The sequence below is a fragment of the Thauera sp. 28 genome (assembly GCF_000310145.2).
GTDB classification, from domain to species: Bacteria; Pseudomonadota; Gammaproteobacteria; order Burkholderiales; family Rhodocyclaceae; genus Thauera; species Thauera mechernichensis.
Genome location: NZ_AMXA01000003.1, coordinates 73,052 through 97,765 on the forward strand (window position 1 = coordinate 73,052; position 24,714 = coordinate 97,765).

The window sequence follows — 24,714 nt, forward strand, 5'->3', positions numbered from 1 at the left end:
TGCTTGGATCGCTCACTGGCCCATCGCACGCAGCGCGGCGGGGGTGTACATGTCGGGGGTCAGGTCGCCGGCGTTCAGCACCCACGCCTTGTCACGCTCCTGGATCAGGTTGAAGCCAACGTAGGCTCCGGCGTTGAGGTCGTGGTAGAAGGCGGTGCCGGCCTGCCAGGCGTTGAGGTCGAAGGCGTAGAAGTGGTTGATGAAGGCGTGCTGCCAGAGCTGGCCGCGCTGGTCATAGTAGTCGCCCACCGAGGCCTGCCAGGTGTCCTCGTCGATGAACAGCACGCGCTTGCCAAAGGCGTGGCGGAAACCCTCCTTGAGCTTGCCTTCGAGCACCCAGACACGACGCAGCTCGTAGCGCATGTAGTCGGGCTTGGCGTGACCCTTCGTCAGCAGGTCGGCGTACTTCACGTCCTTGGAATGGATGCGGTAGGCGTTGGCGGGGATGTACATCTCCTTCTTGCCATGCAGCGTCCACTCGTAACGGCTGGGGTCGCCGTTCATCAGGCGGTCCTGGTCGATGGTCATCTTGCCGCTGGTACCACCCATGGGAGAGTCGAAGCCGTAGGTCGGCAGCTGACGCACGCGGCGGGTGCCCGGGTCGTACTGCCAGGCCAGACGCTTGGCGCGCGCAAAGTTGACCGGTTCCTGCGAGGCGGTGAAGCTGCCGCGGTCGCGCTCGGGCAGCAGCGTGCCCGAGATCGAGTAGGCCATCAGGCCCTCCATCGGCTTGCCCAGTTCGCTCGGCGAAGTGACGACGTTGAGGTTCTTGTTGACCTGGCGCCCCCAGGTGATGCTGCCGTTCGAGGAAACGTCCGCGATGTCACGAACGACGTGCTCGGTGAACGCGCGGTAAGGGAAGTTCATGTTGGCCAGGACTTCCAGCGGCGCCTTCGGGATCGGGAAGCCGACCGGGCCCTTGTAGCCGGTGTAGCCCAGGCCGCCATCGATGAGTTCGGCCTCGAGCGCGTTCTTCTTGGCCAGCTCGCAGATGATGTCCGGATAGCGGAAATCACGACGGCTCTGATACACCGGCATGCGGAAGGTGTCCGGGAAGCGCTTGAACATCGCAACCTGGCCTTCGCTCAGCTTGTCGGCGTACTGCTCGTAGTTGGCCGCAGTGATCTCGAACAGCGGCTTGTCCTCGGGGTACACGTCCACCGGATGCTGACCAACGTGCGGCGTGTAGTCCACGTGCGGCGGCTTGCCCAGCCATTTGCCGGAGAAGGCGGGGATGCTGCCATCGGCATTCGCGGCGGCTTCGGCACCCACGCAGGTCAGCTCCTTGCCCAACTTGGCGGCTTCGGCCTCGCTGACCTTGGCCATGGCACTGCTCGCAGTCATCGACAACGCGATCGTCGTCATGACGGGTACCCAGATGCGGGTCTTGATCATTTACGTCTCCTTCCTGGTGGGCGTTCTAAGTGTCCCGATTGATCCGGCTGACCGGATGCAGGCAGGGCGGTTTTCCCTAAGCGCTGCTTTTGCATCCGGTGCCATTGTTTTTCCGCTGGGTCACTCGTCACATCGTCCGATGGGACTAAATCAAGTCCAGAAGTGGAAATAACTCAGTGCTCGGGCGCAGCGACGAAGGCCGCGCGCAGTTGGCCCTTGAGCAGCTTTCCGGCCGGATTGCGCGGCAGCGCCTGGCTGCGCACCTGCACCACCGCCGGCACCTTGTAGGCCGCCAGGTGGGCAGCGACGTGGGCGCGTACGGCCTCGGCGTCCAGGGCCGAGCCCTCGCGCACCGACAGCACCGCGGCCACAGCCTCGCCGGTGTCTTCGTCCGGCACGGCAAATACCGCGGCCTCGAGGACATCCGGCAGATGCAGCAGGCAGGACTCGACCTCGGCGGCGGCGATCTTCTCGCCGCAGCGGTTGATCACGTCCTTGATGCGATCGACGACGAAGAGGAAGTCCTCCTCGTCCAGGTAGCCGACGTCCCCGGTGCGGAACCAGCCTTCGCTCATGGCCGCTGCACTCGCCTCCGGATTGCGCCAGTAGCCGTCCATGACGGTAACGCCGCGCAGCCAGATCTCGCCCTGCTCGCCCTGTGGCAGCGGCTGCCCAGCGGCATCCACCACCCGCACTTCGATGATCGGCGAGGTCAGGCCCGAGCTGCGCGGCTTGTACGCGAACAGGCTGCCCGAGGTCGCTGCGGCGACGCCATTGGTCTCGGTCAGCCCGAAGCCGATGCCCGACATCGAATTCGGCTTGCGCTGCATCACCTCGTCGATCAGGCGCTGCGGCAGGCCTGCGCCGCCGAAGCCCAGCCCGCCCAGGCTGCCGGTGACGGCGGGGTCGTCGAAGCCGGGCTGAGCAAGCAGCTGCATGACCATCGACGGTGCACCATTGAACTGGGTGATGCGCTCGGCGCGGATCAACTCGATCGCCTTCTCCGGGTCCCAGCGCGGCATGAAGACCAGGCGCCGGCCGTTGCGCAACGAAGTCAGCAGCTGGGCGTGCAGGCCGCTGACGTGGAAGAGCGGCACCGCGGTCAGCGTGGTCGGCGGCAGGCCACGCGCCATCAGTGCGGCGACCACCTCGGGCGAGGTCATGCCCGACAGCGCGCCGATGAAGTCGATGTTGAACAAGGCCTGGCACACCGCACGCTGCGAGGACAGCACGCCCTTGGCGCGGCTGGTGGCGCCCGAGGTGAACAGGATCAGGGCCGGGTCGTCGGGCTGCAGCGCGGGGAGCGCAGCAGGCGTTGCGGCGCGCGCGGCCAGCTCGGCATACGCCGCCACGCCCGCAGGCACGGCCCCATCGCCAACACACAGCACGCGGCAGCCGCCGACACGGACAGCGCCACCGACGCGCTCGAGGCGCTCGACGTCGCACACGAACAGCTGCGGCTCGACATCGGCGAGCGCGTCGTGCAACTCCTCTCCCAGGCCGAAGCTGTTGAGCGGCGCCGGTACCGCGCCGATCAGCGCCGCAGCGACAAAAGCCACCCCCCATTCGGGCCGGTTGCGCATGGCGATGGCGACCCTCGCCCCCGGCCCCAGACCCCACTCGCGCATCTGCGCCGCGAGCGCGTCGGCCTCGGCGAAGAAGCGCGCAAAGGTCCAGGTTTCGCCCTGATAGACGATGAAGGGCTTGTCGCCATGTGCACGCGCGCTGGCGAGCAGCTCGGGCAGCGTGCGGAAGGCGTTGCGATAGACGCGGAAGGCCTGGCCACGGACCACCTCTTCGACGACTTCGAAGGGCGCTCCGGGCGCCGTCAGTTGGGCGCGGACCTTATGGGCAAGTTCGGAAAGCTGGGACATGGGTCACTCCTGAAGATCAGTTCGCGAGGCTGAAGCGATACATGCCGTCATCGTCCAGCACCCGTCGGACCTGGCCGGCGTAACGCAGCCAGGAGAGGTGTGCAATGGTCTCGCCCAGCGCCATCATGTCCTCGACGGCACTGAGCGGACGGGAAAAGAGTCGTGCCTTGGCCTCGAACGCGGTGGACGCGCCCGACGCCTGCAGGTGGTCCCGCACGATATCGAACTGCCCCTGATGATGCACCTGCAGCTCGTGCACCCGGCGGTGCAGCCCGCTGAACACGCGCTCGTGGGAGGGCAGCACCAGGGTGCCGGGCGCCAGGCAGGCAAGGCGGTCCAGCGAGTCCAGCCACAGCTGCAGCGGGTTGGCCTCGGGCTCGATATCGGTCACCAGAACGTTGGAGGTGATGCGCGGCAACAACTGGTCGCCGGCGATCAGCAGACGATCGGACTCGCAGTACAGGCAGGCATGCTCGGGCGAGTGCCCCTCGCCGATCACCACACGCCACGCGCGCCCGCCGATCGTCAGCACCTGTGCCTCGCGCAGGCGGCTGAAGGCGCGCGGCTGAGGCGGCATGAAGGGGTCGCGGCGCAGCTTGGCGAACATCTCGTCGACACGCTCGCGCGGCATGCCCGCGCGCAGGTAGAACTGCAGCAAGGAACCGGGCAGGGGCTCGGGCGGCGGCCCGGCAAGGGTGCGCATGGTGTAGTACTCGCCATGCGTCATGTACAGCGGCACGGCGTGGCGCTCGGTCAGCCACGCCGACAGCCCCGCGTGGTCGTAATGGAAATGCGTGCAAATCACGCCCTTGAGCGGCAGCCCGTCGAAATGCCGCGCCATGACCTCGTCCCAGAGCGCGCGGGTGCGCTCGGTGTTGAGGCCGGTATCGACGATGAACCAGCCGTCGCCGTCGCGCAGCAGATACACGTTGATGTGGTCGAGCTGCATCGGCATCGGCATGCGCACCCACAGCACGCCGGGTGCGAGCGTGACGGCGGCGCCGTCGGGCGTCGGCGCCTCATGCGGAAACTCGATCTGTTCGTCGACCGGGGGGGTCTGTGCGCGTGATGCGCTCCGGGGTTCAGCCATGTCGCCTCCGTTGGCCACTGTCGTGGTCGTTCTAGTCCTTATCGCTCCGCACCTTATGCGGCAGCGGGTGCCGGCAACACGTCCAAAAGGACGATGCCCGTCCGCTACCACCAACGCCACCCCGGCCTTGACCATCGTCCAAACAGAGGATGTGCCCCGTTGCCGGCGCGACCAGAATCGGGTCGCATCGCAGGGTGTGGCATGGGCACCGAGCGACCAATCCAAAACACGCATTGACGAGGAGGAGGGCCTCATGGCCACGACAAAAGACTATCGCCTTGGTGAATTCACCTTTCCGCGCGGCTGGTTCATGATCGCCGAAGCGGCCGAGCTCAATACCCACAAGCCCTTGTCGGTACGCTTCTTCGGCCAGGACTTCGCGCTCTACCGTGGCCGCGAGACCGGCAAGGTCGTGCTGCTCGATGCCTACTGCCCGCACATGAAGACCCACCTCGCCGCGCCGAACAACACCTCCTACGTGGTGCTGGACGGCGGCGGCTCCAACGTCGACGGTGACGGCATCCGCTGCCCTTACCACGGCTGGCGTTTCGGCGCCGACGGCAAGTGCAACGACATCCCCTACCACGAAGGCCCGATCCCGGCCGCAGCAAGCGTCAAGTCCTGGCCGGTGGTCGAGAGCCTTGGCGCGATCTGGGTGTGGTACGACCCCGAGGGCGGCGAACCCGAGTGGGACCACCCCAGCCTCAAGGAATGGAACGACCCGGCCTGGGTGCACTGGAAGTTCGACCACCTCGGCATGCTCCAGCAGCATCCGCAGGAAGTGATCGACAACATCTGCGACTACGGCCATCTCAGCCCGATCCACGGCTCGACCGTGCAGCGCTACGAGAACGAGTTCAAGGGCCACCACGCCATCCAGCGCCAGTGCGGCCCGCACCGCACGCTGGTGGGTGAAAACGGCGTCAGCCCCGTCCTGCACACGATCACCGTGTACCACGGCCCCGGCGTGCTGATCTCCCACCTCACCGGCCTGTACGACGCGGTGCTGATGATCACGCACACCCCGGTCGAGGATGGCTCGCTCAAGGTGTGGCATGCACTGCTGGTCAAGTCGCCGGGCGGCAATGCCGTGGCAACGCTGCCGGACACGATCGCCGCACGCCAGTTCCAGGAATCCAGCCGCCTCGCCTTCGCACAGGACTTCGAGGTGTGGACCAACAAGGGCCCCTGCCTAAACGGTCTTTTCATCCCGAGCGACGGCCCGTTCATGAAGGCGCGCATCTGGTACAAGCAGTTCTACAACCCGCGCGCGAAGAAGAACGAATACCTCGAGCAGTGCGAGGGATACTACGTACCCAAGGGCATCGCGCCCTACACCGAACCTGAAGCGGTCGCCTGACCCACCTCCCTCGTCCGTTTCAGCCTTGATGGCCTGCCCTCGAAAGCAGGCCTTTTTTCTTCCGCACCCGGAGAACCCGCAACATGATGCAAGTGGTACCGCTACTGGGGCTGATCGGCCTTATCGGCCTGGCCGGACTCGCAGGCCTGCGCAAACCGGTTGCGCGCGAACGCGCAGGCGGGGGCATCCGCGCACTCGGGCTGCTCGGCCTGGGTGGGCTGGCTGGATTCTGGATCGACGGCGCCGGCGCGATGGGCGCGTTCGGCGCGCTCGGGCTGTGGAATCATCAGTCGGCCGCGCTCGCCACCTGGGGACGGCTCGGCTGGGCCGGACTGGTCGGGCTGCCGTTCGCGATCGGCGCACTGCTCTGAAACGGCGCGGCCCCGTCGAGACGGGGCCGCGATGCGTCACACCCTGAGCGCTTTCGACAAGCGCCCGTATAGCTTCTTCGAATACGGCGGCACCAGCCCCAAAGCCTTGCGCGGGTCCCACCAGCCGCTGCGATACACGGTGCGCGGATGGCAGAACTCGTTGAACCCCTCGCGCCCGTGATACACCCCCATGCCCGAGGCGCCGACACCGCCGAAGGGCGCATCGTGTGCGGCGACCTGCAGCATCACGTCGTTGATCGCCACGCCGCCGGACAGGGTGCGCTCGAGGACCTGGCGCTCCTCGGCACGGTCGGTACCGAAGTAATACAGCGCAAGCGGACGCGGAGCGGCGTTGATGCGGTCGATGACCGCGGCGATGTCCGCGTAGCGCTCCACCTGCAGCACGGGGCCGAAGATCTCCTCCCGTGCAATCCGGCTGCCGGCTGGCGGATCGACGACCAGATGCAGCGCCAGCTTGCGGCCGCTTGTAGCCAGGCCTCCACCGCAGTCCACGACACGCCCGCCTGCCGAGCGAATCTCGTCCACGTAGCCGCGGATGCGGGCGAAGTGGCGCGCGTCGATGACGGACGTCAATGCGGCATCGCCCGCCGCCGGCGGGAACAGGCGGCGGTGGACCGCCTCGCACGCCACGATGAAGGGCTCGACGAGCTCGTCCGCGACATGCACCGTGTCCGGGCTGACACAGACCTGCCCGCCGTTCATCACCTTCGCAGTCACGATGCGCTCCGCGGCGAGGCCCACATCTGCGCTGCGACCAACGATCACCGGCGACTTGCCGCCCAGCTCGAGCGTGACCGGCACAAGATTCTCGGCTGCCGCCCGCATCACCCGGATGCCGGTCGTCGTGCTACCGGTAAACACCAGGTGATCGAAGGGCAAGGCGCTGAAAGCGCCGGCAACCGCGGCATCGCCGGTGAACACGGCCACCTCGTCTGCCGCGAACACATCCTGCACTGCCGACTGCAGCAGGGCCGACGTACGCGGCACGAACTCCGACGGCTTGAGCATCGCGCGGTTGCCTGCAGCGAGCGCGAATGCCAGCGGCGCCAGGGTGGTGAATAGCGGCACGTTCCACGGCCCCAGGATGCCCACCACCCCCTTGGGCATGCGCTGGACATCGACCCGGGCCCCGAACAGGTTGAACGGGACGACACCGTCGCGCCGCTCGGGCTTCATCCAGCGTCGTACCCGCCCACGCGCGTACTTGACCGTGTTGAAGGTCGCCATGACGTCGCTCATCAGCGAGGTCTCGCGCGCGCGCCCGTCAAAGTCGGCGTCGAGGGCGGCACAGAAATCGTCCGCCCGATCGCGCAGCAGGGCCATCAGCCGTGTCAGGCGATCCATGCGCAGCGCCACATCCGGCGGGCCGTCACGCGTTTGCGCAGCCTTCATCGCCTCGAGGCAGGCGCGCAGCACCGTCTCGTCTGCCGCCTGCAGGCGCGCCACCTCTTCACTGTTCATCTTCATCTCGATCCTCGCTTCAGGTGGCATTCGGCATCAGCATCGTGCGGCGCGGGCGAACTCGGCCGCGCGCTCGCCGATGACGATCGCGGTGGCATTGGTGTTGCCCGAGATCAGCCGCGGCATCACCGAGGCGTCGGCCACGCGCAGGCCTGCCACGCCGCGCACCGCCAGCGTGGTATCGACCACGGCAGCGGCGTCATTGCCCATGCGGCAGGTGCCCACCGGATGATGTCCGGTGGTGCCGGCACGGCGGGCATAGTCCACCAGCTGCTCGCGCGTGGTCGCGGCCGTCCCGGGATACACCTCGCCCGCCGTGATCGCCGCCAGCGCCGGGGCCGCGGCGATGCGCCGCGCCCATTCCATGCCCGCCAGCGTGAGCTCGACATCGTGGTCGGTGCTCAGGTAGTTCATGCGCAGGCGCGGCCGCGCAGCGGGATCGGCCGACGCGAGGCTGACTGCGCCGCGCGAAGTCGGCCGGCAGACGTTGGGCGCCAGCGTGTAGCCCGGAAAGGCATGCAGCTTCTTGTCTTCGCCGTCCAGGTCGCCCGAGAGCGGCAACACGTGGAACTGCAGGTCCGGGCGTACGACATCCTGCCGACTGCGCAGGAAGATGCCGACCTCGGCCGCCGGCATGGTCATCGCCCCGCGCTTGCGCACGAGGTAGTTCAGCACTTCGAGCAGCACGCGCGCCCCGCCCAGGCGCGGGTTCATGGACGGCTGGCCGTCGCGCAGCCGCCACATCAGCGGCACCACCAGGTGGTCCTGCAGGTCAGCGCCCACGGCGGGCGCATCGACGCGCACCGGGATGCCGTGGCGCGCCAGCTCCGCACCCGGGCCGATGCCCGACAGCATCAGGATCTGTGGCGAGCCGATGGCGCCGGCGCACAGGATCACCTCGGCGCGCGCTGCAGCGACCCGCTCCTGCCCGCCGAGACGGTAGCGCACCCCGGTCGCCCGCCCGCCCTCGATCACCACACCGGCAACCATCGCCCCCGTGTGCACCGTGAGGTTCTGCCGCGCGCGTGCCGGGCGCAGATAGCCATGCGCCGCCGAACACCGGCGTGCTTGCGCGATCGTCGCCTGGTAGGGCCCGACGCCCTCCTGGCGCGCGCCGTTGAAGTCGCGGGTGCGGGGAACGCCCGCCTGCTCGGCGGCACGGATCATCACCTCGGCCAGCGGCGTCGGGTCGACCAGGTCGGACACCGTGATCGGACCGCCCTCGCCATGGTGCTCATCGACAATGCCCAGGTTGCGCTCCATGCGGCGGAAGTAAGGCGCCATCTCGGCCCAACCCCAACCCGGCGCCCCCGCGGCGACCCAGTCGTCGTAGTCCTCGTGCTGGCCGCGGACATAGAGCAGACCGTTGATCGCCGAACTGCCGCCCAGCACCTTGCCGCGCGGCAGGGGCACGCGCCTGCCGCCGAGACCAGGCTCGGCCTCGGTCTCGAACGCCCAGTTGAAAGCGCTGGACGGCTCCTGCGTCTTGCCCCAGCCGGCGGGCATGTCGATCATCAGGTTGTCGTCGCGCCCGCCGGCCTCGAGCAGCAGCACGCTGCAGGCAGGGTCTTCCGAGAGGCGGGCAGCGACCGCGCAGCCGGCGCTGCCCGCGCCCACCACGACATAGTCGAAGCTGTCCATCTCAATCCTCCCGGATCAGGGTGCAGGCGGCCACGTCGCGCCCGACGCGCGCCTCATTGACCGGCGCGGCGGGGTCGGGGCGGCCGAAGGACACGCCGAACAGGAGCTGGGCGCCGGGAGCGATGTCGAACTCGGCGCGCACGCGCTCGGGATGGAAACTGAGTGCAGTCTGCGGGCAGCTCGCATACCCCATGCTCGTGAGCGCCAGCATGAAGGTCTGCGCGCACATGCCCAGGTCGGCAGCCTCGCGGATGCCGAAACCTCCGGGCAGGAAGAAGAAGGCCACATGCGGCGCGCCGAAGAACGCGTAGTTGCGCATGAACTGCGCCTGGCGCCCGGCCTTGTCGTCGCGCACGATGCCGGCTGCGCCATAGAGGGCTTCGGCGGCGGCAACCTGGCGCTCGCGGTAGACGCCGGCATAGCGGCCGTCGTAGGGCAGGTCCGGCGCCATGTGGCCGCGCATCATGTCGGCGGAGATGGCTGCCGCGAGACGGTCGCGGGTAGCGCCGGACGCCACGGCGACGGTCCACGGCTGCGTGTTGCAGTTCGAGGGCGCCCGGCAGGCGAGCGCGAGGGCGCGCTCGATGTCGGCGCGCGGCAGCGGTTCGGCGAGAAAGGCACGTGTCGACGCGCGCCGCGCGACGATGTCGGCGAAGACCGCCGCGAGATCGGTATCAGTCTGTTGCATGGAGAGGTTCATCCGGGTTGAGGCCGAAGGATCGGCCTGATGCATAAGTGCAGGGGCGCGCCAGCGTGGTCGCGGATCAGCGCCCCTCCCATGACGGTGCGCGCTTCTGGTTGAAGGCCATGATGCCCTCGACCACGTCGCGGCTGCCGCGCATGGCCTCGATGGCCGGGTAGCCCCCGGCATCCTGGCGGCGGATCGCCTCGTCGAGCGGCAGTGCCAGGCCGTCGCGCACCGCGGCCTTGGTCGCGCGCAGCGCCAGCGGCGCGTTGGCGCACAGCAGCGCGCACCAGCGCGCGATGGCGAAGTCCATGGCGCCGTCGTCCACCACCTCGTTCACCAGCCCCCACTCCGCCGCCTGCTCGGCGTCGATGCTGCGCGCCGTCAGCAGCAGCTCCATCGCCCGCTTCATGCCGATCTGGCGCGGCAGGCGGTGCATGCCGCCGGCGTAAGCGACAGCGCCGATGCGCGGCTCGGGCAGTGCGAAGCTGGCGCTGCGGGTGGCGAGCACGAGGTCGCAGGCCATCGCGACCTCGAAGCCGCCGCCCATGGCGATGCCCTCGACCGCGGCGATCACCGGCTTGTCGAGATCGAAGCGGCTGGTGAGGCCGCCGTAGCCGGTGGCGGGAATGGTGTAGGGCGCACCGCCTTCGAGCGCGGTGCGCATCGCACGGATGTCGCCGCCGGCCGAGAACGCCCGCCCGCCCGCGCCACGCACGACGGCGATCCAGAGTTCGTCATCGGCCGCGAAGGCATCGAAGGCCGCGGACATCAGCGCCTGGGTTTCCGGGTCGAGCGCGTTCATCGCCTCGGGCCGGTTGATGGTGACGGTCAATACATGGCCGTCGATTCGGGTCAGAACCTTGCTCATCGTTATTCAATCCTGTGCACATCAGATCGGGCTGAACGTCTCACGCAGCGACGTCGAGCAACCCCTTGAACCCGCTCGGCGCATGCGCGCCGACGATCATCTGTTCCACCACACCCTGGCCGCGACGGGGCGCCTGACCGGGTCGGTGCAGTTCAGCGCTGCACAGTGCGTGCAGATGCACCTGGGCGAAATCGTTGGGGTCGAGCACTCGGGTATCCAGGGTCTGGAACGCGGTCTCAAAGACGCCGTGATACATGCCGTGCCCCCATACAGGGTGGTTGTAGCCCTCGCCCTGCTTGTAGACGACCTCGCCACAGTTCAGCTCGACCACGATTTCGCCACCTGCGGGCAAGGTCGCGCTGATGCGCAGCCCGGCAAGCTGACGCGTGCCGGGCCGGTACGCGGCCTGATGCCTGACCGACGCCAGCTTCTGCGGCGCGCCACCGTTGACCGGCACCAGCACCGCAGCGCGGTTCCAGCCCTGCCCCTGGGCATCGTCGTTGGTGTGGAAGAAGAGCATGCAGTCGTCGAAATGCAGCGGCGCCCACAGCCAGTACCACTGCGGCTCACCTGCAGGGGCGTGGGGACGGGTGTCGCGCAGGCCCAGCGGGCGCACGCCCCAGGAGCGGTCGCGCGCACCGCGCCAGCCATGCACCGCGAGACACTCGTCGCCGAGTGCGATTTCGCCCTCCCAGGTGCCGCCCTGAGTCATGCGCGTCAGGTCCAGCACGGTGAGTGCCCCCGCACGATGGGTGAAGCGCGGCTCCTCGACCGGCGCGGCAAGCCCGGTGAATTCCAGCACTGCCTCGAAGTTGTGGGCGGCATCGTCCACCGCCACGCGCAAGCGCTTGAGCGGCTCGCGCACCTCGACTGCAATCGGCCCCACCCGGGTATCCATGCGTTCGTGATCGAGATGGCGGGAGGCGAAGACGCTGTGCTGAACGCCGTCGCGCTGGATCATGAACGCCGCGTCGATGATGTTCAGGTGGGGGTAGACGCCAAGCGCCGCACCGAAGAACACCTTGCCGGCGGCGTCATAGCCCTGGAAGTAGTAACGGTCGTAGAAGTTGCGGTCGCTGCCGGCAAAAGCCACCGGCTCGGGCAGCTGATGGACCGGGTAATCGTCGGCGGCCGTCAGCATGCTTCGCCTCCTTGTACGAACGGTAGCCCCTGCTCGGCAGCGAGGATGCGCAGGATGCTGCTGCCACCGTTGTTCAGGTCCATGCGCTGTTCGCGCGCAACGAAGCCGCGGTCCATGAACAGGCAGCCGATGCGCGCCATGATGAGGGCGAACTTGAAGGCGCAGAACAGCTCGTAGTAGGCCAGGTTGTCCGCCTTCAGGCCGCTGTGGCGTTCCCAGTGGGCAATGGTCTCGTCGCGCGAAGGCAGGCCCTCGAGGCGTGGATAGCCGTAGCCATCGCACAGCGAGCGATCGAGCATGAGCCACCAGCCGAGATCGTCCACCGGGTTGCCCAGGTGCGCCGACTCCCAGTCGAGCACGCCGGTGCAGCGATCGTCGTCCTCGTCGAACAGGCAGTTGCCGAGCTTGGCATCGCCCCAGCACAGGCCCACCGGCCCACCCTGCGGCCGGTTCGCCTCGAGCCATGCGAGCGCAGCACGCAGCAGCGGATACGGTTCGGCAAGCGACTCGGCCCAGGCGAGGAAGTCGCGCAGACTGCGCAACTGGCGATCGAGCGGCGACTCACCCGTCGTGGGCGTATCGAGAAAATCGAGGCCGAGCACCGCCACGTCGAGCCGATTGACGCGCGCCATCATCTCTACGCCGTTCAACCACACTGCACGGCGCCGCTCAACGGGCAGCGCGTGCAGCCAGCCGTCGAGGTGGTAGAGCGGGTTCTCGGTGGGCGCACGGCCGGGCATGCGCTCCATCAGGTAGAAGGGCCGCCCGAGCGGGCTGGCTTCATCCGACAGGACGCCCGCCTCGCCGAGCAGGCGCGGCACGGGAACGTCGCTACCGGCCAGGCGGGCCATGCAGCGATACTGGATCGACAGATCGTAGTGCGGGAAAAGTGCGATGTCGGCAGGTTGCAGGCGCAGCACGAGCGGGATGCGTTCGCGCACGCCCTCCTCTTCCCACAACAGGTCGAGCAGCCAGGTTTCGTTCGAAAAACCCTGGATCGGCGGGCGTACATCCACCAGTTCGATGCTGCGCTTGCGCGGCCAGCGTTCGGCCAGCCAGCTTGCCAGCGCCGCGACGATCGCGGCGGGATCCTGGTTCATGCGGGAGTCTCCTTGTCACCGTCTTCGGCGCCCGAGCGCCCCGCAGCTGCGGAGCAGTCAGGACGAAGCCAGTATAGGGAGCGCCGGAAAGGGCTGCGATTCGCATTGGCGCAACCCGAACAACGAAGCCAAGACCCTGTTTTTAAAAGCGATACATGTCAAGAAGGCGATACGGGCCGTGCACCGGTCGCATTCTGGCCGACGCCCGGCGCATCAGGCTCGGGGGGGAGTCGCGGATCGAGCACGCCAAGCGCCATGGCCAGCAGGCAGTCCAGGAACACCGGCGATTCGACACGCTCGGGCGCGTCTTCCAGACCCACGCGGATCGTCGACCTCAGCGCCATGCACAGCATGTACGCGCTCATGTCACGCCGCACCGGATCCATGTCGGGCACGTAGAGCGCGACGAAAGGCCCCCAGGCGTCATCGATGTACTGGCGCGAGCTTTCGTAGGGGCCCAGGCGCATCCCCACCTGCAGGTCCGCGTGGTAACGCAGGTGGAACTCGCGGTGCAAGCGGTACAGGCGCAGTTCCACTCGCACCATGTTCTCCAGGATCTCGCGCAGCGCGCCTGCCAGCGGCATGCCCGTGACGCGTTCGCGCAGCGCCGGCACATGGACGGTGACCTCCTCATGGAGGATGTGGTTGAAAACGACGCTGACCACCGCCTCCTTGTTAGGGAAGTACTGGTAGATCGAGCCGACGGCGACGCCCGAGACCTCGGCAAGCCGGTTCACCGTCAGCGCCTCCGCCCCCTCACGTTCCAGGATGTGGATGCAGGCCTCGACCAGTGCCGTCACCAGCGAGCGCGAACGCGACTGGGTGGGCAGCTTGCGGGGAGCGGGCAGGCGCCCGGGGGCGGGTACGTCGATGAGTAAAGTCTTCTTGCTGGCCATGAGAATGCGAGGCATGTCCGCAGAGGTCGCGGAAAATGCCATTTTCCATATTCAAATCAGCAACCTGCATCCCTGATGCGGCGCCCTGCAATACGAATTCCAGACCTGCGGGCGCACGTCCCATACTTTCGGACACACGCTTTCACCGCGGACATCTCAACTCTAACAAAGCTGGAGACAGGACATGAAAGCACACGGAGACACGCCATGAGCGGCGGCAGCATCGGACCACTGCTGGCCGCCGACGAAGGCTTCAACCATCAGATCGTCGATACCTTCGCCAGCGTCGCGCACACCGACCCCGCATGGACGGAGAAGGTGTGCGGCATGGCTGCCGCGCGCGACGGCTCGCTGCAGGTAGGCTTCGGCTTCGGCAAATATGTGAACCGCAACGTGGTCGATGGCTACGGCGGCGTCTCGCGCGGGGTCGCGCAGTGGGCGGTTCAGGCCAGCCGCGAACTGTCGCATGCGCCCGACAGCATCGGCGTCGGCCCCCTCCACTACGAGGTCATCGAGCCGCTCAGGCGCATCCGCGTGAGGCTGGACGCGACCGACGTGCAGCCGATCGCCTTCGACCTCGAGCTCGAAGGCATCGTGCCCTGCTTCGTCGAGGCGCGCGAAGACCGCCGTGGCCTCACCGGCTACCGCCGTACCGCGGACCAGATCCGCTACCACCAGACCGGCCATGCCCGCGGCTGGGTCGAGCTCGAGGGCCGGCGCACCGAGGTGACGCCCGACACCTGGATCATGACCCGCGACCACTCCTGGGGCATACGCCCGGCGGTCGGCCAGCCGCTCACCGACCTCGCGCCCGAGCCGGTGGACTCCGCCCACATGCGCGTGCTCGCGATCTGGAACCCGCTCTATTTCCAGGCGGCCGACGGCAGCACCTACGCCTATCACCAGTACTACCTGCATTACGCCGCCCAGGGCTTCGAACAGAAGCAGGTGCAAGGCCACTTCGAATACGCCGACGGACGCCGGGTGCCGGTCGCGGCGATCGAGCCCGCGCTGCGTTTCGACCCGCGCAACCGCCGTCTGCTCGGCGGCGTCTTTCATCTGCGCATGGCCGACGGCAGCACGCGCGAACTGCGCGCGCGCCCACTCGGCGACACCGGCTTCCACCTTGGCGGCGGTGGCTACCACCGACTCGACGGCAAGAACCATGGCAGCTACCGTGGCCCATTGCACGTCGAGGGCGAGCACTTCGCCGACTGCTCGCAACCCGAAGTGGTCGCCATCCTCAACCAGTTCCGCGACTGCATGATCGAGGTCGTCGACAGCGCCACTGGCGCCACCGGCTGGGGCAACTGCCAGACCTACGTGTCCGGCGCCTGGCCCGAACTCGGCCTGCCCGCATGAGCACGCCCGTCGCAAGCGCGGCCCCGCGCTGCACGCTGCCGGCGCTGCCGCCGGGGCGGCACTACCGCTACCACGTCATGGTCAAGCCGGCCGGTGCGCTGTGCAACCTCGACTGTCCGTACTGCTTCTACCTGCACAAGACCGACCTGCTGCAGCACGGTCGCAACGCGCGCATGGACACGGGGCTGCTGGAGGCCCACATCCGCCAGTACATCGAGGCCCAGACCGGCGACGAGGTGGTGTTCTCCTGGCAGGGCGGCGAACCCACGGTGATGGGGCTGGACTTCTTCCGCCGCGTGGTCGAACTGCAGGCGCGCCACCGCAAGCCCGGTCAGCGCATCGAGAACGACCTGCAGACCAACGGCCTGCTGCTCGACGACGAATGGGTCGCCTTCCTGAAGGCCCACGGCTTCGTCGTCGGCCTCAGCGTGGACGGCACCCGCGAACTGCACGACCGCTACCGCCCGACCAAGGGCGGCGAGCCGACCTACGACCGCGTCATCGCCGCCGCCAACCGGCTGGCGGTGGCCGAGGTCCCCTTCTCCCTGCTGTGCGTGGTCAATCGCGACGTCGCGCGCGCGCCGCTCGAGGTCTATCGCAGCCTGCGTGCGATTCCCGGTAGCTTTCGCATCCAGTTCACGCCCTGCGTCGAGACCCGCGACTTCAAGCTGCGCGCGCCCGGTCTCGCCCGACCGGCCGACATGCCGCTGCTCGGCACGCCACGCACACGGCCCGACCACCCGCTGTCCATCGTCACCGAATGGTCGGTCGATGCCCGCGACTATGGCGACTTCCTGTGCGCCGTGTGGGCGGAATGGCTGGCGCAGGACTTCGGCCGCCTGCACATCAATGTGTTCGAGACCGCGGTCGCGCAGTCGCTCGGCCTGCCCGCGCAGATGTGCACCAGCGCGCCGGTATGCGGCAAGGCGATGGCGCTGGAGCACGACGGCGAACTCTATGCCTGCGACCACTTCGTCTATCCGGAGTACCGCCTCGGCAACATCCGCGAGGTGCACCAGGGCGACCTCGCCTTCGCCGACAAGCAGGTCCGCTTCGGCCTCGCCAAGCACGACAGCCTGCCTGGCCACTGCCGGCGCTGCCCGCAGCTGCAGCTGTGCTGGGGCGAATGCCCGAAGAACCGCTTGCTGCGCACACCGGAAGGCGAGCCCGGCCTGAACTACCTGTGCGAAGCCCTCGCCGCCTTCTACGCCCGCGTCACGCGGGACATGCCGGAAATCCGGCGCCGGCTCGGTGTGCATACACCGGGTCCGATCATCCCAAACTGAGGAGACAGCCATGAACAAGAACCGACCAATGCGGAAACCCGGCACAAACCCCCGACGGGCCCTCGCCGGTGCCATGCTCGCCGCGGCCCTCACCGGCACGGCGCCCGCCAAGGCGCAGGCCAAGCCACCCAACATCCTGGTGATCATGAGCGACGACGTCGGCCACACCAACGTCGGCGCGTACAGCCACGGCATGATGGTGCCCACGCCCAACATCGACCGCATCGCCCGCGAAGGCCTGCTGTTTACCGACCATTACGCCCACCCCAGCTCCACCCCGGGGCGCGGCGCCTTCATCACCGGCCAGCTGCCGATCCGCACCGGTCTCACCACCGTCGGCCTGCCCGGCTCGCCGGTCGGGCTGGACGCGCGCGATCCGACCCTGGCGAAAGTGCTCAAGAGCGCCGGCTATCGTACCGGCCAGTTCGGCAAGAACCACCTTGGCGACCGCAATGAGCACCTGCCTACGGTGCATGGCTTCGACGAGTTCTTCGGCAATCTCTACCACCTCAACACCGAGGAAGAGCCCGAGCTGGCGATGTGGAAACAGGACCCCGGCTTCAACAGCCGCTACCGCCCGCGCGGCGTGCTCGACTGCGTCGCCAGCGCCACCGACGACAGTGCCCCCGACCCCCGCTTCGGCGCCTGGGGCAAGCAGCGCTGCAAGGACACCGGCGCGCTGACCTCGAAACGCATGGAAACCGCGGACGAGGAATTCCTCGCCCGCACGCAGGACTTCATGGAGCGCGCGGCCCAGGCCGGTGAGCCCTTCTTCGCCTGGTTCAACCCGACGCGCATGCACATCTACACCCACCTGAAGGAAGAGTCCCGCGGCCTGGCCAATGACATCTCGTCCGAGTTCGACGTATTCGGCAGCGGCATGATGGAGCACGACGGCCACGTCGGCCAGTTGCTCGCCCACCTCGACAAGCTGGGCATCGCGCGCGACACCATCGTCATCTACACCACGGATAACGGCGCCATGTCGGCCTGGTGGCCCGATGGCGGCACCACCCCCTTCCGCGGCGAGAAGGCCACCACCTGGGAGGGCGGCGTGCGGGTGCCGATGCTGGTGCGCTGGCCGGCGGCGATCCCTGCCGGCTCGGTATCCAACGGCATCCAGACGCACGAGGACCTGTTCACCACGCTGGCCGCCGCCGCCGGGGTGACAGGTGTGGCGGAACGCCTGCGCAAGAGCCATCAGGTCTGCATCGACGGCGTGGATAACCTGGCCCACTGGCAGGGCAAGGGCCCCTCCGAGCGCAACGCTGTGATCTATTACAACGAGAGCGAACTCACTGCCGTGCGCATCGGACCGTGGAAATCACACCTGAAGACACGAGAGGGTTTCTTCGACCATCAGAAGCCGAGCACGCTGACCTTCAACCTGCGCATGGACCCTTTCGAGCGCCATGACGGCCACAAGGCCAACGAACTGTCGATGCGCATGGGCGTAGCCTGGGGCGGGCAGGTCTACGACCTGATCGGCAGTCACATGCGTTCCCTGCAGGAATGCCCGCCACGCCAGAAGGGCGGCACGCTGGGCGTTCGCGCCCAGTAGCGGGATTCGCACCACTGCCGTCCCTCAGGGGCGGCGGTGGGTCACATGGGTCAGCAGGCACACCGAACGCGTGGCGTCGATCTGGTCCGCCAGCCCACCCGGTAAGCGCGCCCACACGGACACCCTGCCGAACGCGTCGGCAACGGCTTCGACCGAGGGATACCACGCCTCAACGATCGCGTCGTACTCGTAACCCGGCGGCGGCTCCCCAGCCACCACGTTCCATACCAAACGGGTCACTGCAGCCCACGGCGAGCCGGCTACGCCGATCAGGTCGCCCGCCTGCAATCCCTGCGCTGCACGCGCACGCAGGAACAGGACGACGCACACGCCGGTTTCCTCACCGTCCACCAGCACCCGCTCTTCTGCAACCAGGGTGAAATCGCGCACGTAGGTCGAGAACACTCGCGGCTCGTCGGGCCGCATGATGCGCAAGGTCTCTTCGTCGTTCCAGATGTCGTCGGCGGCCTGGCGGTCGCGCAGCGACAGAAGATTGACGCCGTCGTAGTCGATGCTGGCGCCGTTGGGCATACCGGGCCGATCGAGCACGCGCGAACACTGGCGCACGGTCCTGACCTTGTCCTGGACGTTGCGGCACTGGCGGCCCAGCGCGGAATGCTCGCGCCAGGCCTGCGGAAAGTCCTCGGGCGCCAGCGCCGTATTGCGCTTGGCGAGGTAGATCATCTTCCATTGCGTCATGAACGCAGTCCGTCCGGCACCGCCCCCGCCGGAGCAGCGAACGACGCGGGCAGCGCAGCGGCTTCGGCGTATTCCTGACGCATGCGCGCCACCAGTTCGGCCACCGTGGGCACGTCGTGGATGCTGCCGATGCCCTGGCCTGCCGACCACACTTCCTTCCAGGCCTTGGGCTTGGCGTCCAGCCCGGCGAAGAGATCGTCCTTGCCACCGTCCTGGCTGCCCGCAAGCGCATCCGGGTCGATCCCCGCCGCGCGCACGCTGTTCTTCAGGTAGTTGGCCCAGATGCCGCTGAACACCGGGGTATAGACGATGTCCGCCGCGCCGTCGCGCACGATCATGTCCTTGTGCGCGGCATCGGCCGCGGCCTCGCGGGTAGCGATGAAGCGCGTCCCCATGTAGCCCAGGTCGGCGCCCATGACCTCGGCGGCACGCAATGCCCGCCCGCTCGACAAGGCGCCCGCCAGCAGCAGGGGGCCGTCCCAGAACGCACGCACTTCGGCCACCAGTGCAAAGGGCGACATCGTGCCGCCGTGGCCACCGGCGCCCGCACACACGAGAATCAGGCCATCCACGCCACTGGCGGCAGCCTTGCGCGCATGCTCGACGTTGATGACATCGTGGAACACCAGCCCGCCGTAGTCGTGCACACGCTCGACCACCGCATCCGGGCGGCCCACCGAGGTGATCACGAAGGGCACCCGGTGCCTGACTACGCAATCAAGGTCGGCGTCGCGCCGCGGATTGGATTTGTGCAGGATCAGGTTGGCCCCATAGGGCGCAGCCGGGCGCTCAGGATGCGCGCGATCCCAGGCCGCCAGATCCGCCGCAATGTGTGTCAGCCACTGGTCGAGCAGCTCGGGCGTGCGCGCGTTCAGCGTCGGGAAGCTACCGGCAACGCCGGCCTTGCACTGTGCCAGCACCAGCGCCTGGCCACTGGCGAGGAACATCGGCGAACCGATCAGCGGCAGCGCGAGCCGCCCGCGGAACAGGTCGGGAATGGGCATCCCATCTTCTCCGGGAAAATGTCGTCTCGCAGGCGGTCACGAGGGCACGCGGGCGCTCAAGCGCGCGGCATGCCCAACCCACGCTCGGCGATGATGTTGAGCTGAATCTCGTTGGTGCCGGCATAGATCGTGTCGGCGCGCGAGAAGAAGAACACCTGCTGCAGGCGGCGTACCGCGTCGTCGTCCGAGCGCACGTCGCCAGCCAGGCCGATCACATCCATCGCCAGCTGGCCAAGCTCGCGGTGCCAGTTCGACCACGCGTACTTGTAGATCAGCGCCTCCGGCCGCACCGTGGTCGAGCTGGTGTCTTCTTCCAGCATGCGCAGGCCGTTGTAGCGCAGGCCCTGCAGGCCCACCCAGGCGTCGGCGATACGCTGGCGGATGGCCGGGTCGCGCGCAGCACCATTGGCGCGCGCAACGTCGACCACCAGCTGCAGTTCATGGATGAAGTGCATCTGCTGGCCGAGCGTGGACACGCCGCGCTCGAAGCCGAGCAGTGCCATCGCCACCTTCCAGCCCTCGCCCGGCTTGCCGACGATGCAGTCGGCCTCGGTCACCGCGCCGTCGAAGAACACCGAGTTGAACTCGGCCTCACCGGTCATCTGGCGGATCGGGTGAATGTCGACGCCCGACTGGTCGAGCGGCACGAGCAGGAAGGACAGCCCTTCGCGCCCCACCGAACCCGGTGTGCTGCGGGCAATGACGAACACCCAGTCCGACTCGTGTGCGAGCGAGGTCCACACCTTCTGCCCCTGCAGCCGCCAGCGGCCGTCCTCGTCCTGCCAGCAGCGCGTGGTGATGGCGGCGAGATCTGAACCGGCGCCCGGCTCCGAGTAGCCCTGCGCCCAATACTCGCGCCCTTCGCGGATGCCGGGCAGGAAGCGGGCCTGCTGTGCAGGCGTGCCGAGCGCAATCAGCGTCGGCGCCATCAGCGTCTCGCCGATGTGGCCGATGCGGCCCGGCCCGCCGGCGCGCACGTATTCCTCATGGAAGGCGAGCTGCAGCGCCAGCGGCAGGTCGCGCCCGCCGTGCGCCTTGGGCCAGCCCAGGCCGACCCAGCCGCCCGCGGCCAGCGCCTGCTCCCATTCCTTGCGCAGCGCCGGATAGGCTTCCTCGTCACCGGGGCCGCCGCGGTGTTTCAGGCAGGCGAAGCGGCCCGTCAGGTGGGTCGCCATCCAGTCGGCAACTTCCTGGCGAAATTCCTGTTCGTTCATGCTCATCGGTCCTTGTTCTTGCGGTCAGGCGGCGTCGAGCAGATGGGCGGCGAGCGCCTCGCGCCAGTCGCGGGTGGGGCCGAACCACTGGCTGGCCCACTGCGCGCGCTTGAAGTGCAGCTGAGGGTCATACTCCCAGGTGAAGCCCACGCCGCCGTGGAGTTGTATGGCTTCCTGCGCGCAGTAGCGGTAGGCCTCGGTGGCCTGCACGCGCGCCGCGGCAACCTCGGCCGCCAGCGCGGCGTCGTCGAGTCCGTTCCCCTGCGCGCCCTGCGCCACTTGCGCCGCCACACCGCGTACGGTGGAACGCGCGGTTTCCATGCGCACCATCATCTCGGCGACGCGGTGCTTGACCGCCTGAAAGCTGGCCACCGGCTTGCCGAACTGCACCCGCTCCTTGGTGTAATCGACGGCCAGCTGCAGGCACTGCGCCGCACCGCCGACCTGCTCGGCCGCAAGCTGCAGGGCCGCCAGCACGCGCGTGCGTGCAAGGCCGGCCAGCACTCGTGCCGGATCGTCGACGCGGGCCTCAGCGCCCACGCGGACGTCGGCGAAGGTCCAGCGCGCCTGCGGCCGGGTGAGGTCGAAGACGTCGAGCGGCGTGCGGGTCAGGCCGGCCGCATCCGCAGCGAGCGCGAACAGCGCCACGCCCGGCGCCTCCTCGATACGTGCCGCCACGTAGGCGTGGGTGAGCAGGCCATCATCGAGCACCTGCGCCGCCTCGCCGGCCAGCACCCAGCCCTCACCGTCGCGGCGCGCTTTCACGCTCAACGAGGCCGGTTCGGCATCCAGGCCAGGACCGAGGATCAGCGTGGCAGTACGCTCACCGTAGGCCAGCGCGGCAAGCGCGCCCTGCTGAGCCTCGGTGGTGCCAGCCTGCAGCAGCGCGGTCTGCGCCAGCACCACGTTGCCCAGGAAGGGCGTGCGCACCAGACGCCGGCCCATTTCCTCCATCAGCAGCGCCAGTTCGACCGGCCCCAGGCCGAGGCCGTCGAAGTCTTCCGGCACCTGCACCGCGGCCCAGCCCAGCTCGACGATGCGCGACCACAGTTCGGCATCGGCGTCGGCCTCCTTGCGCGCGTTGGTATGGGCAGCGAGGAAGTCGGCCGCCGTCTCCTGCAGCGCACGTTGCTCGTCGGACAGCGTCAGGCTCATCACAGCACCTCGAACAGGCCCGCTGCGCCCATGCCGCCGCCGATGCACATCGACACCACCACATAGCGCACGCCACGGCGACGGCCTTCGAGCAGCGCGTGACCGACCATGCGCGCACCCGACATGCCGAAGGGGTGACCGATGGCGATGGCACCGCCGTTGACGTTCAGGCGGTCGTTGGGGATGCCGAGCTTGTCGCGGCTGTAGAGCACCTGGCAGGCGAAGGCCTCGTTGATCTCCCACAGGCCGATGTCGCTCACCTTGAGGTTGAAGCGCTCGAGCAGCTTGGGGATGGCGAACACCGGGCCGATGCCCATTTCGTCAGGCGCGCAGCCGGCCACCGCGATGCCACGATACGCGCCCAGCGGCGCGATGCCGCGGCGCTCGGCCTCGTCGCGGCTCATCACCAGCGCGGCCGAGGCGCCGTCCGACAGCTGCGAGGCGTTGCCGGCGGTGACGTATTCGCCCTGCTTCACCCACTGGCCGTCCTTGACCACCGGATTCAGCTTGGCGAGATCCGCCAGCGTGGTCGAGGCGCGGTTGCACTCGTCGCGGGTGGCGACGACGTCCTCGTGACCCACCGGCTTGCCTTCCTTGTCGAACACCAGCTTGCGCGCCGCCAGCGGCACGATCTCGGCGTCGAACAGGCCGGCGGCCTGCGCGGCGGCGGTGCGCTGCTGGCTTTGCAGCGAGAACTCGTCCTGCGCGGCGCGCGAGATGCCGTAGCGGGCCGACACGATCTCGGCCGTCTCCAGCATCGGGATGTAGGCCGCGGGCACGATCGCCTTCACCGCTTCGGACTGCGCGCGGTAGGTGTTCTTGTGCTTGGTCTGGGTGAGCGACAGCGACTCGACGCCGCCCGCCACCGCAATCTTCATCTCACCCGCCAGGATGTTCTTGGCGGCGACGCCGATCGTCATCAGACCCGACGCGCACATGCGGTCCAGCGCCATGCCCGGCACCGTGTCCGGCAGGCCGCCGGTGTAGGCGCACAGGCGGCCGATGTTGTAGGCCTGGGTGCCCTGCTGCACGGCAGCACCCATGATCACGTCCTCGACCGCGCCGGGCTCGATGCCGGCACGCTCGACGACGGCACGCACCACATGGCCGCCCAGCACCGGCGCCTCGGTGTCGTTGAAGGAGCCGCGGAAGGACTTGGTCAGCGCGGTGCGCGCGGTGGAAACGATGACGGCTTCGGTCATGGCGATGTGCTCTCTCGGGAATTCAATCGTTGAAGGTGTAGCGGCTGATGGTGTCGACCACGCAGCCGGGGCGCTCGCTGCCCTCGATCTCGATGGTCACGCGCACGGTGGATTGCACCGCGTCCTTGATGCGTTCGACCTTGAGGATTTCGCCGCGGCCGCGGATGCGCGAGCCGACCTTGACCGGCGCCGGAAAGCGCACGCGGTCGCAGCCGACGTTGACGCCCATCTTCAGGTTGTCGGCGCGGATCAACTGCGGCAGGAACAGGTTGGCGAGTGCCAGCGTCAGGTAGCCGTGCGCAATGCAGGCGCCGAAGGGGCCGTCCTTGGCGCGCGCGGGATCGACATGGATCCACTGGTGGTCGTCGGTGGCGTCGGCAAACCGGTCGATGCGGTCCTGGCGGATCTCGACCCAGTCGGTCGTGCCCAGATCCTGACCCTCTGCCGCAACCAGCTGCTCGGCACTGGAGAAAACCATGGTCATCGCCGCGCCCTCAAGCGTGCTGCGAGCTGACCGACAGCACTTCGCCGGTCATGTAGGACGCGTAATCGCTGGCGAGGAAGACCATCACGTTGGCCACTTCCCACACTTCTGCGGCGCGGCCGAAGGCCTCGCGGCTGGCAAGCTGGGCGAGCAGCTCCTCGCTGGACGCCTTCTTCAGGAATTCGTGCAGCGCGATCGACGGCGACACCGCGTTGATGCGCACGCCATGCTCGGCCGCCTCGACCGCCGAGCAGCGCGTCAGCGCCATCACGCCGGCCTTGGCCGCGGCGTAGTGGGCCTGACCCTTTTGCGCCCGCCAGCCCAGCACCGAGGCGTTGTTGACGATGGCACCGCGGCCGCGCTTTTCCATGTGCGGCAGCATCGCGCGCGTCATGCGGAAGGTGCCGGTCAGGGTGATGTCGAGCACCCGACTCCACTCGTCGTCGGTCATCTCGGTGACACGCTTCTCGCCGCCCAGGCCGGCGTTGTTGATGAGCACATCCACCCCGCCGAGCTTGTCCTCGGCGGCAGCGACCAGGGCCTGCACTTCCTCTTCATGGGTGACGTTGCACAGCTGGCCCCAGACGTTCTGCAGGCCGGTGTCGGCCTTCAGCTTCGCGACCGCCTCTTCCAGCCGGCGCGGATGGATGTCGGAGATCATCAAGGCGCGGCAACCTTCTTCGGCGCACTTGCGCGCAGCGGCAAAGCCGATGCCGGCGCCCGCAGCGGCGGTGATCAGGACGGACTTGCCAGCCAGCAACTGGTGACCGGGGACGTAGGCGGGGGCTTCTTTCACGGCACGAACCTCGAAGGGTGGAGATGCCGTCATTTATAGGGGGGG

Annotated in this window: 22 protein-coding genes; 5 read left to right on the forward strand and 17 right to left on the reverse strand. The window is 68.1% G+C overall.

Annotation, left to right across the window (positions count from 1 at the left end):
* Positions 1-12: 12 nt before the first annotated feature.
* The 3 genes from C662_RS03685 to C662_RS03695 form a co-directional block, all read right to left on the reverse strand.
* The gene (locus tag C662_RS03685) at positions 13-1,395 is read right to left on the reverse strand and encodes a DUF1329 domain-containing protein (protein ID WP_002925123.1); all 1,383 of its coding nucleotides are present in this window, start codon (positions 1,393-1,395) and stop codon (positions 13-15) included.
* A 173-nt stretch (positions 1,396-1,568) separates the two neighbouring features.
* Entirely contained in the window at positions 1,569-3,269 is a 1,701-nt protein-coding gene (locus C662_RS03690) for a class I adenylate-forming enzyme family protein (RefSeq protein ID WP_002925126.1), read from the reverse strand.
* A gap of 16 nt (positions 3,270-3,285) precedes the next feature.
* A complete protein-coding gene (locus tag C662_RS03695) occupies positions 3,286-4,359 on the reverse strand; it encodes an MBL fold metallo-hydrolase (protein ID WP_002925127.1) in 1,074 nt (357 codons plus the stop codon).
* 253 nt (positions 4,360-4,612) lie between these two features.
* Here C662_RS03695 and C662_RS03700 point away from each other — a divergent pair, with 253 nt between their 5' ends.
* Together C662_RS03700 and C662_RS03705 are read left to right on the forward strand one after the other, a co-directional pair.
* Complete coding sequence (locus C662_RS03700; protein ID WP_002925128.1) at positions 4,613-5,719, forward strand: Rieske 2Fe-2S domain-containing protein; 1,107 nt, start codon at positions 4,613-4,615, stop codon at positions 5,717-5,719.
* 83 nt (positions 5,720-5,802) lie between these two features.
* A complete protein-coding gene (locus C662_RS03705) occupies positions 5,803-6,090 on the forward strand; it encodes a hypothetical protein (RefSeq protein ID WP_002925129.1) in 288 nt (95 codons plus the stop codon).
* A gap of 36 nt (positions 6,091-6,126) precedes the next feature.
* Here the strand turns inward: C662_RS03705 and C662_RS03710 are convergent, their stop codons facing one another.
* The 7 genes from C662_RS03710 to C662_RS03740 form a co-directional block, all read right to left on the reverse strand.
* Entirely contained in the window at positions 6,127-7,572 is a 1,446-nt protein-coding gene (locus C662_RS03710; RefSeq protein ID WP_232433206.1) for an aldehyde dehydrogenase family protein, read from the reverse strand.
* A 36-nt stretch (positions 7,573-7,608) separates the two neighbouring features.
* Positions 7,609-9,213 (reverse strand): GMC family oxidoreductase, encoded by a 1,605-nt coding sequence (locus tag C662_RS03715; protein WP_002925131.1) that lies wholly within the window; start codon positions 9,211-9,213, stop codon positions 7,609-7,611.
* Position 9,214: 1 nt separating this feature from the next.
* Positions 9,215-9,901, reverse strand: coding sequence for a nitroreductase (locus C662_RS03720; RefSeq protein ID WP_002925132.1), 687 nt, complete (start codon positions 9,899-9,901; stop codon positions 9,215-9,217).
* 76 nt (positions 9,902-9,977) lie between these two features.
* On the reverse strand, positions 9,978-10,769 hold the full coding sequence (locus tag C662_RS03725) for an enoyl-CoA hydratase-related protein (protein ID WP_002925134.1): 792 nt from the start codon (positions 10,767-10,769) through the stop codon (positions 9,978-9,980).
* Between the two features lie 40 nt (positions 10,770-10,809).
* Positions 10,810-11,910, reverse strand: a complete 1,101-nt coding sequence (locus C662_RS03730; RefSeq protein WP_002925136.1) for a hypothetical protein — start codon at positions 11,908-11,910, stop codon at positions 10,810-10,812.
* The gene (locus tag C662_RS03735) at positions 11,904-13,010 is read right to left on the reverse strand and encodes a phosphotransferase family protein (RefSeq protein ID WP_002925138.1); all 1,107 of its coding nucleotides are present in this window, start codon (positions 13,008-13,010) and stop codon (positions 11,904-11,906) included. Before C662_RS03735 ends, C662_RS03730 begins: the two co-directional genes overlap by 7 nt.
* Positions 13,011-13,168: 158 nt before the next feature.
* Positions 13,169-13,921 (reverse strand): TetR/AcrR family transcriptional regulator, encoded by a 753-nt coding sequence (locus tag C662_RS03740; protein WP_232433207.1) that lies wholly within the window; start codon positions 13,919-13,921, stop codon positions 13,169-13,171.
* A gap of 192 nt (positions 13,922-14,113) precedes the next feature.
* Here C662_RS03740 and C662_RS03745 point away from each other — a divergent pair, with 192 nt between their 5' ends.
* The 3 genes from C662_RS03745 to C662_RS03755 are packed head-to-tail and all read left to right on the forward strand — an operon-like array spanning position 14,114 to position 18,115.
* On the forward strand, positions 14,114-15,268 hold the full coding sequence (locus C662_RS03745) for a hypothetical protein (protein ID WP_002925140.1): 1,155 nt from the start codon (positions 14,114-14,116) through the stop codon (positions 15,266-15,268).
* A complete protein-coding gene (locus C662_RS03750; protein WP_002925141.1) occupies positions 15,265-16,554 on the forward strand; it encodes an anaerobic sulfatase maturase in 1,290 nt (429 codons plus the stop codon). The genes C662_RS03745 and C662_RS03750 overlap by 4 nt, the downstream gene beginning before the upstream one ends.
* A 10-nt stretch (positions 16,555-16,564) precedes the next feature.
* Positions 16,565-18,115, forward strand: coding sequence for an arylsulfatase (locus C662_RS03755; protein WP_002925143.1), 1,551 nt, complete (start codon positions 16,565-16,567; stop codon positions 18,113-18,115).
* A gap of 24 nt (positions 18,116-18,139) precedes the next feature.
* On the opposite strand, the gene C662_RS03760 is transcribed toward C662_RS03755, so the two are convergent.
* From C662_RS03760 to C662_RS03790, 7 genes are read right to left on the reverse strand one after another with little or no spacing between them, the layout of a single operon-like run.
* Positions 18,140-18,814 carry an EthD domain-containing protein gene (locus C662_RS03760; protein WP_002925144.1) on the reverse strand — a complete coding sequence of 225 codons (675 nt, stop codon included), beginning with the start codon at positions 18,812-18,814 and terminating at the stop codon, positions 18,140-18,142.
* The gene (locus C662_RS03765; protein ID WP_002925146.1) at positions 18,811-19,818 is read right to left on the reverse strand and encodes an NAD(P)H-dependent flavin oxidoreductase; all 1,008 of its coding nucleotides are present in this window, start codon (positions 19,816-19,818) and stop codon (positions 18,811-18,813) included. Before C662_RS03765 ends, C662_RS03760 begins: the two co-directional genes overlap by 4 nt.
* Before the next feature lie 56 nt (positions 19,819-19,874).
* Complete coding sequence (locus tag C662_RS20410; protein ID WP_002925148.1) at positions 19,875-21,032, reverse strand: acyl-CoA dehydrogenase family protein; 1,158 nt, start codon at positions 21,030-21,032, stop codon at positions 19,875-19,877.
* A gap of 24 nt (positions 21,033-21,056) precedes the next feature.
* Positions 21,057-22,187, reverse strand: coding sequence for an acyl-CoA dehydrogenase family protein (locus tag C662_RS20415; RefSeq protein WP_002925153.1), 1,131 nt, complete (start codon positions 22,185-22,187; stop codon positions 21,057-21,059).
* Positions 22,187-23,389 (reverse strand): acetyl-CoA C-acyltransferase, encoded by a 1,203-nt coding sequence (locus C662_RS03780; protein WP_002925155.1) that lies wholly within the window; start codon positions 23,387-23,389, stop codon positions 22,187-22,189. Before C662_RS03780 ends, C662_RS20415 begins: the two co-directional genes overlap by 1 nt.
* A 22-nt stretch (positions 23,390-23,411) precedes the next feature.
* Positions 23,412-23,873 (reverse strand): MaoC family dehydratase, encoded by a 462-nt coding sequence (locus tag C662_RS03785; protein WP_002925157.1) that lies wholly within the window; start codon positions 23,871-23,873, stop codon positions 23,412-23,414.
* A gap of 10 nt (positions 23,874-23,883) precedes the next feature.
* Positions 23,884-24,669 (reverse strand): SDR family oxidoreductase, encoded by a 786-nt coding sequence (locus tag C662_RS03790; protein ID WP_002925159.1) that lies wholly within the window; start codon positions 24,667-24,669, stop codon positions 23,884-23,886.
* Positions 24,670-24,714: the final 45 nt, after the last annotated feature.